The organism is Mangrovimonas cancribranchiae (assembly GCF_037126245.1).
GTDB lineage: Bacteria > Bacteroidota > Bacteroidia > Flavobacteriales > Flavobacteriaceae > Mangrovimonas > Mangrovimonas cancribranchiae.
Genome location: NZ_CP136925.1, coordinates 2,506,717 through 2,520,363, shown reverse-complemented (window position 1 = coordinate 2,520,363; position 13,647 = coordinate 2,506,717). Strand labels below are relative to the sequence as shown.

Below are 13,647 nucleotides of genomic sequence, written 5' to 3'. Positions count from 1 at the left end.
TATCTTTAACATATGCCAAATAAACAACACCATACACAACTTATAAAAACTGAAGCCAAACGCCTTGGTTTTTTGTCTTGTGGCATAAGTAAAGCTGAGTTTTTAGAAACAGAAGCCCCACGATTAGAAAACTGGTTAAATGCTAATATGAATGGTGAAATGCGTTATATGGAAAACCATTTCGATAAACGTTTAGACCCAACAAAACTAGTGGAAGGCTCTAAAAGTGTGGTTTCCTTATTGCTGAATTATTTTCCTTCGGAAACCCAAAACTCAGAAAGTTACAAGTTGTCAAAATACGCTTACGGTACCGATTACCACTTTGTAATAAAAGATAAACTCAAATCACTATTACAATTTATTCAACATGAAATAGGTGAAGTAGAAGGTCGTGCTTTTGTCGACTCGGCGCCAGTTTTAGATAAAGCTTGGGCAGCAAAATCTGGTTTGGGTTGGATAGGAAAACATAGCAATTTACTTACGCAACAAGTCGGATCCTTTTATTTTATTGCAGAACTTATTATCGATTTAGAACTCGATTACGACACTCCAACTACCGATCATTGTGGAACATGTACAGCCTGTATTGATGCTTGTCCAACTCAGGCTATTGTTGAGCCTTACGTAGTAGATGGTAGCAAATGTATTTCTTATTTAACTATAGAATTGAAAGACAATATACCATTAGAATTTAAAAATAAGATGGACGATTGGATGTTTGGTTGCGATGTGTGTCAAGATGTATGCCCATGGAACCGGTTTTCAAAACCACATAACCAACCACTATTTAATCCGCATCCCGACTTATTAAAAATGTCTAAAAAAGACTGGGAAGAAATTACCGAAGATACTTTTAGAAAGGTGTTTAAAAAGTCAGCGGTAAAGCGGACTAAATTCACAGGGTTAACTCGTAACATTGATTTCTTGAAAGATTAGAGTTTAATTCTGTAGGATTACTACATTTGTATAACATATTTAAAAATGTTTATGAGTAACCCAAGAAAACGAAGAGAAGCGTTAGTTTATCATGCTAAGCCAACGCCAGGTAAAATTAAAGTTGTTCCAACAAAAAAATATGCTACTCAAAGAGACTTAGCATTAGCCTATTCTCCAGGCGTTGCAGAACCTTGTTTGGAAATAGAAAAAGATAAAAACAATGCATACAAATACACTACTAAAGGAAATTTAGTAGCTGTCATATCTAACGGAACAGCAGTTTTAGGTCTTGGTAATATTGGTCCTGAAGCTTCCAAACCTGTTATGGAAGGAAAAGGGTTGCTTTTTAAAATTTTTGCCGATATAGATGTGTTTGATATAGAAGTCGATACCGAAAATATTGAAGAGTTTATTCAAACCGTTAAAAATATAGCGCCAACTTTTGGAGGTATTAATCTTGAAGATATAAAAGCTCCTGAGGCTTTTGAGATAGAAAAGCGCCTAAAAGAAGAGCTTGATATTCCTGTAATGCATGACGATCAACACGGGACAGCTATTATTTCTGCGGCAGCCTTATTAAACGCTTTAGAACTTGCCGAAAAAAATATAGAAGATGTTAATATTGTAATTAGTGGTGCTGGTGCTGCTGCTATTTCTTGCTCACGATTGTACCAATCTTGTGGTGCAAGAAGAGAAAATATGGTTATGCTTGACAGCAAGGGTGTTATAAGATCGGATAGAGAAAATCTAACATCTCAAAAAGCTGAATTTGCTACAGATAAGGATTTAAATACCTTAGACGAAGCCATGAAAGATGCCGATGTATTTATAGGATTATCTACTTCAGATATAGTTTCTCCAGAGATGTTAATTACTATGGCAGAAAATCCTATCGTTTTTGCAATGGCCAATCCAGATCCAGAAATCGCTTACGATTTGGCAGTAAAAACTAGAGAAGATATTATTATGGCAACTGGCCGTAGCGATCACCCTAATCAAGTAAATAACGTATTAGGATTTCCGTTTATTTTCCGTGGTGCATTAGATGTTCGTGCCACCAAAATTAATGAAGAAATGAAAATGGCTGCAGTAAAAGCTTTGGCTAGATTAGCTAAAGAGCCAGTACCTGAGCAAGTAAATATTGCTTATGGAGAAACCAAGTTAATGTTTGGTCGCGATTATATTATTCCTAAACCTTTTGACCCGAGATTAATTGCCGAAGTTCCGCCAGCAGTAGCAAAAGCAGCCATGGATAGTGGTGTTGCTAAAGAGCCTATTGAGGATTGGGAACGCTATGAAAATCAATTGTTAGAAAGACTAGGGTCAGATAATAAAATGGTTAGGCTTTTAATTAATAGAGCTAAAATGAACCCTAAGCGTGTTGTTTTTGCAGAAGCCGATCATTTAGATGTTTTAAAAGCCGCACAAATTGCTTATGATGAAGGAATAGCTTATCCTATTTTATTAGGAAGAAAAGAGGCCATCAAAACCTTAATGGAAGAGATAGAGTTTGATGTAGATTTGCCAATTATTGATCCTAAATCAGACGAAGAAATAGAACGAAAAAATAGATATGCCGAAGCCTATTGGAAACATAGAAAACGCCGTGGTGTAACACTTTACTCTGCTCAAAAGAAAATGCGTGAGCGTAATTATTTTGCTGCCATGATGGTAAATGAAGGTGATGCCGATGCTTTGATATCTGGATATTCACGCAGCTATCCATCTGTAGTAAAACCAATGCTAGAACTTATAGGAAAGGCAAAAGGTGCTTCGAGAGTAGCAACCACAAATATTATGATGACACAGCGTGGCCCAATGTTTTTAAGCGATACCTCAATTAATATAGACCCAACAGCAAAGGATTTAGCAACAATTGCACAAATGACTTCGACTGTAGTGAAAATGTTTGGTATGGAGCCTGTAATTGCTATGACATCTTATTCAAATTTTGGATCATCTCATAACGATCGAGCTTCAAAAGTAAGAGAAGCTGTTTCTTATTTACATCGTTTTTATCCAGATATGATTGTTGATGGCGAACTGCAAACAGATTTTGCTTTAAATAGTGAAATGCTTCAAGATATATTTCCGTTTTCCAAGCTTGCAGGAAGAAAGGTGAATACATTAGTTTTTCCTAACCTTGAAGCGGCCAATATAACGTATAAGCTTTTAAAAGAACTTAACAAAGCCGATTCTATTGGTCCAATAATGATGGGCATGAGAAAACCTGTTCATATCTTACAACTTGACGCTAGTGTTGACGAAATTGTAAATATGACTGCTATAGCTGTGGTCGATGCGCAACAAAAAGAGAAAAGAGAACAATAAAGCAAAAGTGTCATTACAGGGATAACTGCTTTATAATGTGAATAATTTTATTACATTTGAGAGGTTTTAAGGATTAATTAATGATTACACATATACAAGGAAGACTTGTTGAAAAGAATCCAACAGATATTGTTGTAGATTGTAATGGCGTTGGCTATTTACTAAATATTTCTTTAAATACATTTTCTCAGATTCCTGATAAGGAGCATATAAAGCTTTATACACACCTTCAAGTTAAGGAAGACTCGCATACCCTATTTGGTTTTACTACTTTAGCAGAGCGTGAAGTGTTTAGATTATTAATTTCGGTTAGTGGTGTAGGAACCAGCACAGCAAGAACCATGTTGTCTTCTTTAACACCAAAACAGGTTAGAGAAGGGATTGCTCAAGAGGATGTTGCTTTAATTCAATCTATAAAAGGTATTGGTGCTAAAACCGCTCAACGAGTTATTTTGGACTTGAAAGATAAAATTTTGAAAGTTTATGATATTGACGAACTTTCACCTCAAAAAAGCAATACAAACAAAGATGAAGCGTTATCTGCTTTAGAAGTTCTTGGGTTCAACAAAAAACAAGCTAATCGTATGCTAGATAAAATATTAAAAAGTATGCCAGAAGCAGACGTTGAATTCTTGATAAAAGAGGCTTTAAAAAACTTATAAAAGATTTGAGGACAACTAACTATACTAATCAATCAGTAAGGCGGCATATTGTATTTAGTTTGGCTTTCTTTTGCAGTTTATTTGCCATAGCGCAACAAAACCCAACAGCACAAGATAGTACAAAAACAGGGTATTCATTAGGGGAAATGACCATGCCAAACCCCAATAGTATAGAGTCTAAATATACTTACGACCCTTTAACAGATAGATATATTTATACCGAATCGGTGGGTGATTTTAATATTAATTACCCCATTATCCTTACACCAGAAGAGTATCAAGATTTTATATTAAAAGAAAGCCTTAAAGAATATTACAAACAAAAAATTGATGCTTACGATGGTAAAAAAGAAGGCGCTGAAGAAGAACAAAAAAACTTATTACCAGAATTTTATGTAAGATCAGGTTTTTTCGAAACCATTTTTGGGGGTAATACCATTAATGTGGTGCCTCAAGGTTCTGTTGAAATAGATTTAGGCGTATTATTTGCCAAACAAGATAACCCTACATTTTCACCTAGAAATAGAAGGAATTTTTCGTTTGATTTTGATCAAAGAATTAGTTTAAGTCTTTTGGGTAAAGTAGGAACAAGGCTACAAGTAACAGCAAATTACGATACCGAGTCTACTTTCGATTTTCAAAACTTAATTAAATTAGAATACACCCCAACAGAAGATGATATCATTCAAAAAATAGAAGTCGGTAACGTAAACATGCCGCTTAATAGTTCACTTATTTCAGGAGCGCAAAGTTTATTTGGGGTTAAAACACAACTGCAATTTGGAAAAACAACCATTACAGGAGTGTTTTCTGAGCAAAGATCAGATACTAGAACCGTAGTCGCTCAAGGCGGTGGAACTGTAGAAGATTTTGAGTTTTATGCTAGAGATTACGATGAAAATCGTCACTTTTTCTTAGGCCATTATTTTAGAGATAATTACGATAGAGCCTTAGAAAACTATCCCTACATTAATAACAATATTCAAATTACAAGAATTGAAGTTTGGATAACCAATAGAAATAATTCTACTGAAAATGTTAGAAATATTGTAGCCTTACAGGATTTAGGGGAGTCTAACCCAGATCCAAATGCCAATAATTTATATCTACAATCTATTCCAGGAGGATTTATCAATGCTGGACCAAACGCTTTTCCAGATAACGGAAACAATGATTATGATCCTACTGCCATTGGTACAGGTTCAGTATTAACCGATGCCATTCGCGATATAGCTACAGCACAGCAAGGGTTTGGTGCGTTGTCATCGGTAGTTAATGAAGGTTCCGACTATGGTAAATTAGAAAATGCAAGAAAGTTACGAGAAGGTCAAGAGTATACTTTAAACCCACAATTAGGATATATCTCTTTAAATCAAAGATTAACCAACGACGAGATTTTAGCCGTAGCCTATCAATATACTGTTGGTGGGCAAGTTTACCAAGTAGGAGAATTTGCTAACGATGGTGTAGATGCTACCACAGTTGATGATACCTCTGCTGTTACTATGGTAACCAATAATAGTTTGGTGCTAAAAATGCTTAAAAGTCCTATAACCAATGTCGATCAGCCTATTTGGGATTTAATGATGAAAAACATTTACGATACAGGCGCATATCAACTAAGTCAAGATGATTTTAAGCTGAATGTCTTTTATAACGAAGCATCACCATTAAACTTTATAACACCCGTTGATGGCACGCCTTTCCCTACCTTTAATGGGAATGCAATACAAGAAACAACGTTGTTAAAGCTGTTTCACTTAGATCGCTTAAACTTTAATAACGACCCGCAGGCTAATGGTGATGGGTTCTTCGATTTTGTTCCTGGATTAACAGTTTTACCGCAAAACGGAAAAATTATTTTTACAACAGTAGAGCCTTTTGGAGAGTATTTATTTGATAAACTGTCCATTTCTGCAAGTGAAGATTATAACAACGATGCTTCTTATAACGATAATCAAACCAAATATGTTTACGATATCCTTTATAAGGAAACCAAAACAGCAGCATTAGAAGAAGCCGAAAAAAATAAATTCTTATTAAAAGGACGTTATAAATCCTCTGGCGGCGATGGTATTCCTATCGGGGCGTTCAATGTTCCAAGAGGTTCTGTAACGGTTACTGCAGGAGGTCGAAAGTTAGTAGAAGGTGTAGATTACACGGTGAATTATCAGTTAGGAACAGTTCAAATTTTAGATGAAGCCCTAAAAGCATCCAACACACCAATACAGGTTTCTACAGAAAATAATGCAGTTTTCGGTCAGCAAACCAAGCGTTTTACAGGAATTAATGTAGAGCATAAGTTTAATGAAAACTTTGTGTTAGGCGCTACTTGGTTAAACTTAAACGAAAGACCTATTACACAAAAGGCAAATTATAGTCAAGAGCCCATAAATAATCACATCTTTGGTTTAAATGGGAACTATTCAACCGAAGTGCCATTTTTAACTAGAATGGTAAATAAATTGCCAAATATAGATACCGATGCACCATCAAATCTTTCAGTAAGAGGAGAATTTGCTTATTTATTACCGGGTGCGCCAAAAGGAACCGATTTTAATGGCGAAGCAACATCTTATGTTGATGATTTTGAAGGCTCGCAAAATGCCATCGATTTAAAGTCGCCACAATCTTGGTTTTTATCAAGTAGACCAAAAGGTATTAATAATAATAACGACGATGCCAATGGCATTGAACAAGGGTATAATAGAGCGTTGTTAAACTGGTATAATATCGATCCTATTTTTTATGGAAATAGAAAGCCCGACGATATATCAGATGACGATATTTCAAACCTATTTACAAGTCGTGTATTTAGCGAAGAATTATTCCCACAACAAGATATAGCACAAGGGCAAAGTGCGGTAATTAATACTTTGGATTTAGTTTATTATCCCGAAGAACGTGGGCCGTATAACTTTCAAACAACCAATGTTGATATACCAAATAATACATTAACAGCTCCAGAAGATAGTTGGGCAGGAATTACGAGAGCCTTAACATCTACCGATTTTGAACAAGCCAATGTAGAATATATTGAGTTTTGGTTACAAGATCCTTTTCAGGAAAACCAAGCAAACACAGGAGGGAAACTAGTTTTTAACTTAGGAAACATTTCAGAAGATATTGTAAAAGACGGGAGGAAATTATACGAAAATGGTTTGCCTCAAGATGGTAATGTGATAGGTGTATTACCAACATCGCCATCATGGGAAACGGTTTATCCTCAAAACCAGTCTTTAATTTATGCTTTCGATACTACAGGACAGGAACGAACAAATCAAGATGTTGGATACGATGGGTATAGTGATAATGAAGAGCAACAAATTTTCACAGATTATGCCGGTTTAAATGACCCCGCAAGAGATAATTATACGTATTTCTTAAACACTAGTGGAGATATCTTTGAACGCTATAAACAATATAATGGGGTAGATGGAAATTCACCTGATACTTTTTCAGATACTAACCGAGGTAATACAACCCAGCCTGATGTTGAAGATGTAAATAGGGATAATACCATGAATACCATAGATAGTTACTATCAATATGAAGTAGAGTTAACTCCAGCTACATTAAACACCAACAACCCATTAATTGCCGATATTAAGGAAGGGCAAATAAGAAATTTACCTAATGGGCAAACAGCAACACCAAGATGGATTCAATTTAGAATACCTGTTTCAGAATATACAGAAGCTATAGGAGGTATAAGTGATTTAAGATCTATTCGTTTTGTGAGAATGTTTTTAAAAGAATTCTCTGAAACCACAGTATTCCGTTTTGGTACTTTAGATTTAGTACGTAGCGATTGGAGACGATACACCCAAACACTAGATGAAGATGAAGGCGATCCTGACGATGATACTACCGAGTTTAGTGTTGGTGTTGTAAGTACCATAGAAAATGAAGGAAGTTACCAATCGCCTCCAGGAGTCGATCCAGAAGAATTATTTAATAACAACACAGTAGTACGTCAAAACGAACAATCTTTAGTGGTTAATGTTTGTGATTTAGAATCGCACGATGCAAGAGCGGTATTCAAAAACATAAACGTAGACATGCGTCAATATAAAAAACTAAGGATGTTTATGCATGCCGAAGAAGGTGAGCTTTCTGGCTTAAACGATGATGACTTAGTAGGTTTTATACGTATGGGTAACGATTTAACCCAAAACTATTACCAAATAGAAGTACCTTTAAAGGTAAGTATAGGCACCACAAGAGAAGCACTATGGCCAGAAGAAAACGAAATAAATTTGGCATTATCTTTACTGCAAGACATTAAATCAGAAGCCATAAGTAATGGAGCTTTAAGTAATCCCGATCCTATATTTTATGATGTTAATGGCGGCTCATTAAGTAGTAATCCAGTAGCCGAATATGCCGATTTACCAGCATCATCAAATAGAAATGGATTTCATAGAATAGGAATAAAAGGAAATCCGAACTTTGGCGATATTAGAACATTAATGGTAGGTGTTAAAAACCGATCAACAACAGATAAATGTGCCAAATTATGGTTTAATGAGCTCCGTTTATCCGATATGGATAACGAAGGTGGTTGGGCTGCTGTGGTAAGTCTAGATTCAAATATTGCAGATTTTGCCAACGTAAGCGCCACAGGTAGAAAAAGTACAACCGGATTTGGCTCTCTAGAGCAAGGTCCAAACGAAAGAAGCCGAGAAGATGTTGTGCAATACGACGTGGTTACTAATGTGAATGTTGGGCAATTATTTCCTAAAAAATGGGGCTTACAAATACCATTTAATTATGGCCAAGGAGAGGAGCTTATCACGCCAAAATACGATCAGTTTTATAAAGATTTAACGTTAGAATCGCGTATAGATGCAGCCGATACCGATACCGAAAAAGATAGAATTCGAGAACAATCAGAAAATTATACCAAACGCCGAAGTATTAATTTTATTGGGGTTAGAAAAATAAAAACAGGCGACTCTAAACCACATTTTTACGATGTTGAAAACCTAACTTTTAATTATTCTTATAACAAGGTGAAACATCGCGATTTTGAAATAGAAAACTCCATAGACCAAACCGTAAGAGCTGGCGTTAATTATGCGTATAATTTCGAGCCTGTTTCTATAGAACCATTCAAGAAAAACGATTCCTTGTTTAATGGCGAATATTGGAAAATCTTAAAAGACTTTAATATTAATCCGTTGCCTTCAAGCTTTACGGTGAATACAGATATTAATAGAAGCTTTAATAAACAAAAATTTAGAGATGTCGATTTAACTGGTGGTAATATAGGTTTAGAAGAATTTTATAGAAGAAACTATACTTTCGATTATCAATACACCATAAATTATAATCTTACCAAGTCGCTTCAAGTTAATTTTACAGCATCAAATAATAATATTGTTAGAAACTATTTTAAAAATGATATTATTAATGGCGAGCAAGACCCATCATTAGATGTTTGGGATGGCTTTTTCGATTTTGGAGACCCTAACAGGCAATACCAACAATTAGGTATAAATTACGATATACCAATAAATAAAATACCAACCTTTAGTTTTATTGATGCCACATATTCTTATAGCGGAGAATTCCAGTGGCAAAAAGGTTCCGATTTATTAGGAGATATTGATTTAAATGGGCAATCCTATAACTTAGGAAACTCCATTTCTAACGCCAATCAACATAATATAAACACCTCTTTAAATATGAATAGGTTCTATAATTATATAGGCCTAAAAAAGAAACGTACGTCTAGTAGGAATACCATAAGAAGGCGACCTGGCGGCGCACCACCAGCAAAGGTTGATGGCCAGAAAGAAGATGAGGTTAAATCTAAAAAAGGAGGTCAAGGACTGTTAAACTTTGGTATAGGACTTCTTACAAGTTTAAAACGTGTACAAGTAAATTATGCGCAAACAAACGGAACCTATTTACCAGGGTATTTAAGAACACCTGGATTTATAGGAACATTAAAACCTACAGTAGGATTTACTTTTGGTAGCCAGAGAGATATAAGGCAATTAGCAGCAAGAAACGGTTGGTTAACGATGTATCCAGAATTTAATGAGCAATACACCATTAACCGTAATAAACAACTAGATTTTTCAGCGAATTTAGAACCGTTTGATGATTTAAAAATCGATTTAGTAGGAAATCGAATAATGGCCGAGAATTATACCGAAAATTATCGTGTAGATAATATTAACGGCGATTTAGAGTACCAATCGCTTACCCCAAATACCTTTGGAAACTTTAATATTTCTACAATGTTAATTGCAACGGCATTTGGTAAAAGCGATGAAAACGAATCTGAAGCTTTTGAAACGTTTAGAAATAACAGAATTGAAATCGCCAATAGATTAGCAGAAAAACACTATGGTAGTTCAAGCTTCCCAAGAGACGCCGAAGGATATCCTGTTGGTTTTGGTAAGAATAATCAATCGGTTTTATTACCCTCTTTTCTATCAGCATACACAGGAAAAGATGCCGGGAAAATAAGTTTAGGAGCTTTTAGAGATATGCCAATTCCTAACTGGGATATTAAGTACACAGGGTTAATGAAGATGAAATGGTTTAAAGAACGTTTTAAACGCTTCTCATTAACACACGGCTATCGTTCCAACTACACAATAAATCAATTTAGAACAAACTTAAACTATAACGATCAAAACCCAGAAGAACTAGATCAAGGTGGAAACTTTAGAAATAAAACCCTTTATAGTAATATTAGTTTAACCGAAATGTTTAGTCCGTTAGTACGAATTGATATGGAAATGAAAAACTCCATAAAAATACTAGCCGAGTTAAAGAAAGACAGAATGTTGTCGCTAAGTTTTGACAACAATTTAATGACCGAAATTCAAGGTATGGAATACATTCTAGGATTAGGGTATAGGGTTAAAGATGTTCGCATAAAATCAAAACTAGCAGGGCCAAGAAGAATGATTGTTAGCGATTTAAACATGAAAGCCGATATCTCATTAAGAGATAACAAAACCATTATAAGGTATCTAGATTTAGATAATAATCAAGTTACCTCCGGGCAAACCATGTGGTCGGCTAAATTCACAGCAGATTATTCGTTTAGTAAAAACTTAACAGGTATTTTCTATTTTGATTATGCGTTTTCAGAATATGCTATTTCAACAGCTTTTCCACAAACAAGTATACGAGCAGGAATTACATTACGATATAATTTTGGGAATTAGCCCTAACTTGTTTGAAATTATAAATTGAATAAATACATTTGCCAAAACATAAAATAATTATATCAAAATGAATATTCCAGCAGACTTAAAATACACAAAAGATCACGAATGGGTTAAAATAGAAGGCGATGTTGCTACCATTGGTATTACCGATTTTGCACAAAGCGAATTAGGAGATATTGTTTACGTAGAGGTAGAAACCGTAGATGAAACTTTAGATGCTGAAGAAGTTTTTGGTACAGTAGAAGCTGTTAAAACAGTATCAGACCTTTATTTACCATTATCTGGAGAAATCATCGAGTTTAACGAAAACCTTGAAGATGAACCAGAAAAAGTAAATACAGACCCTTACGGCGACGGTTGGATGATTAAACTAAAAATCTCTGACGATGCTCAAGTAAGCGATTTACTTACAGTAGACCAGTACAAAGATATTATAGGTGGCTAAGCACAGTCTACTTATTGCAATTGCCTATACCGTAGTATTGACTTTGGCTTGCTTAATAAGTATAGACTTTAATAAGGTGTCAGATATTGCACCATCATTTAGCGATAAAATATTTCATTTTTTAGCTTACGCCTTGCTAACTTTTTTATGGATGAGAGCCTTTATCTTTCACCTTAAAATGTTAAAACAAAAAGCTATCAGGTCGTCATTACTATTCTCAATAATTTTTGGTATAATAATTGAGGTATTACAAATGACACTTACAAGTACTAGAAGTTTCGACTTTTGGGATATTTTATCAAACACTTTAGGTGTTTTATTTACAGTTTTTGTACTATCAAAGTCAAAAATTGGGCAACGTTAAAAAAATATAATCACTTGCTTTTTTACCAAATAAATGGTTATTTTAGCAATCAGGAAAAACAACAATTATGGAACCTAAGAAAAATTCGAAAGCAAACGTAGGACGTAACAGTTCCCTTTATTTTGCCGTAGGTTTAGCATTAATGTTATTCTTAACAAACTATGCGATTAACTACAAAACCTACGATAAAGAAGTAATAGATATTGGTAAATTGGATATGGAAGAAGAATTGGAAGAAGAAATTCCAATTACAGAACAGATCCAGACACCACCGCCACCGCCACCGCCACCAGCAGCGCCAGAAGTAATTGAAGTTGTTGAAGATGAGGAAGAAGTGGAAGAAACTGTTATCGAGTCTACCGAAACAAGTCAAGAAGAAGAAATTGTTGAGGTTGAAGAAATTGAAGTAGAAGAAGTAGAAGAAGATGTAGAAGTTCCTTTTGCTGTAATTGAAAATGTACCAGTTTTCCCGGGATGTGAAAACGAGAAAGGAAACAACGCTAAGAAAAAATGTATGTCCGAAAGAATACAAAAGTTTGTTGTAAGAAAGTTTGATACAGATTTAGCAAGTGACTTAGGCCTTTCAGGAAGACAACGTATTATTGTAATGTTTAAAATTGATAAAACAGGTAACATTGTTGGCGTAAGAGCAAGAGCACCACACCCGAAATTAAAACAAGAAGCGGAAAGTGTTGTGAAATCTTTACCAAAAATGAAACCAGGAATGCAACGTGGTAAAGCTGTAACAGTACCTTACTCACTGCCAATTTTATTCCAAGTACAAGACTAAAAGAAATAGTTTTTAAAATATTTTAATCCCGATACTTTTTTAAAAGTGTCGGGATTTTTTGTTTGGTACGTTTATTGTGAATTATGAAAATATTAACATTTAAACATCATTATTATGAGAACACCAAAGAAAAACCAAAGAAGTTTAAAGAAAGAAGGACTATCTATTCAAAAAAACTCAACCTTGTACTTTCAAGTTGGGTTAATTATCTGTTTGCTGATAACCTATGGGTTATTAGAAATGAAGTTTGAATCTAAAGACTATGCGCCACAAGTATTAACAAACTTAGAAGAAGACGATATTTATGTATTCGACAAGCAGGTAAAAATATATCAAGAAGAGGTTAAGGAAAAGAAGAAAAAACCAACAGTTTTTAAAGACCCCAAAATTTCTGATGATGACGATGAAGGTGAAGTAACACCAGATATTGTAACAGAGCCAGTAACTAACGAGCCTGTTGCCGATCCAGGAAGTATTGTAGTAGAGAAAAAACCGGACGATTTACCTCCAGTAAGTATTATGGCTGTTGAGCAAGTACCTGTTTTTCCTGGTTGCGAAGATGAAACTTCTAATAAAGCGCGCATTAAATGCATGTCAGAAAAAATCTCAAAACATATTAAAAGAAAATTCGATACCGATATCGCTTCAGATTTAGGGTTAAGTGGGTTGCAACGTATTAATGTAATGTTTAAAGTAGATAAAAATGGCGAGGTAACCGATATTAAAGCGCGATCACCTTATAAACAGCTAGACAATGAGGCAAAACGTGTTATTGGTAAACTACCTAATATGCAACCAGGAAAGCAAGATAAAAAAGCAGTAGATGTTGTTTATGGTTTGCCCATTATGTTTCAGGTTCAAAACTAATATGATATTTTTTAATTTTTAAAAGTCACTGTTGCGATGCGGTGGCTTTTTTTTGT

Annotated in this window: 8 protein-coding genes; all 8 read left to right on the top strand. The window is 34.8% G+C overall.

The features are described 5' to 3' along the window. Positions 1–12 precede the first annotated feature (12 nt). The 8 genes from queG (at position 13) to R3L15_RS11565 (ending at position 13,591) form a co-directional block, all read left to right on the top strand. Positions 13–936 (top strand): tRNA epoxyqueuosine(34) reductase QueG, encoded by a 924-nt coding sequence (gene queG / locus R3L15_RS11600; RefSeq protein ID WP_338731863.1) that lies wholly within the window; start codon positions 13–15, stop codon positions 934–936. 51 nt (positions 937–987) lie between these two features. After that, entirely contained in the window at positions 988–3,267 is a 2,280-nt protein-coding gene (locus tag R3L15_RS11595; RefSeq protein ID WP_338731861.1) for an NADP-dependent malic enzyme, read from the top strand. Positions 3,268–3,347: 80 nt separating this feature from the next. Continuing rightward, positions 3,348–3,929: a Holliday junction branch migration protein RuvA gene (gene ruvA / locus R3L15_RS11590; RefSeq protein ID WP_338731859.1), complete on the top strand. Its 582-nt coding sequence runs from the start codon at positions 3,348–3,350 to the stop codon at positions 3,927–3,929. A 5-nt stretch (positions 3,930–3,934) separates the two neighbouring features. Next, positions 3,935–11,122 carry a cell surface protein SprA gene (sprA, locus tag R3L15_RS11585; protein ID WP_338731857.1) on the top strand — a complete coding sequence of 2,396 codons (7,188 nt, stop codon included), beginning with the start codon at positions 3,935–3,937 and terminating at the stop codon, positions 11,120–11,122. A gap of 67 nt (positions 11,123–11,189) precedes the next feature. Beyond that, positions 11,190–11,570, top strand: coding sequence for a glycine cleavage system protein GcvH (gcvH, locus tag R3L15_RS11580; RefSeq protein ID WP_338731855.1), 381 nt, complete (start codon positions 11,190–11,192; stop codon positions 11,568–11,570). Next, entirely contained in the window at positions 11,563–11,934 is a 372-nt protein-coding gene (locus R3L15_RS11575) for a VanZ family protein (protein WP_338731854.1), read from the top strand. Before gcvH ends, R3L15_RS11575 begins: the two co-directional genes overlap by 8 nt. Positions 11,935–12,001: 67 nt before the next feature. Then, complete coding sequence (locus tag R3L15_RS11570) at positions 12,002–12,724, top strand: energy transducer TonB (RefSeq protein ID WP_338731853.1); 723 nt, start codon at positions 12,002–12,004, stop codon at positions 12,722–12,724. A gap of 114 nt (positions 12,725–12,838) precedes the next feature. Then, a complete protein-coding gene (locus R3L15_RS11565) occupies positions 12,839–13,591 on the top strand; it encodes an energy transducer TonB (protein WP_338731852.1) in 753 nt (250 codons plus the stop codon). The last annotated feature ends 56 nt before the right edge of the window (positions 13,592–13,647 follow it).

Bases quoted from the DNA above. Each gene is read 5' to 3' on its own strand.
- queG (WP_338731863.1), top strand. From the start codon at position 13: ATGCCAAATAAACAACACCATACACAACTTATAAAAACTGAAGCCAAA.
- R3L15_RS11595 (WP_338731861.1), top strand. From the start codon at position 988: ATGAGTAACCCAAGAAAACGAAGAGAAGCGTTAGTTTATCATGCTAAG.
- ruvA (WP_338731859.1), top strand. From the start codon at position 3,348: ATGATTACACATATACAAGGAAGACTTGTTGAAAAGAATCCAACAGAT.
- gcvH (WP_338731855.1), top strand. From the start codon at position 11,190: ATGAATATTCCAGCAGACTTAAAATACACAAAAGATCACGAATGGGTT.
- R3L15_RS11570 (WP_338731853.1), top strand. From the start codon at position 12,002: ATGGAACCTAAGAAAAATTCGAAAGCAAACGTAGGACGTAACAGTTCC.
- R3L15_RS11565 (WP_338731852.1), top strand. From the start codon at position 12,839: ATGAGAACACCAAAGAAAAACCAAAGAAGTTTAAAGAAAGAAGGACTA.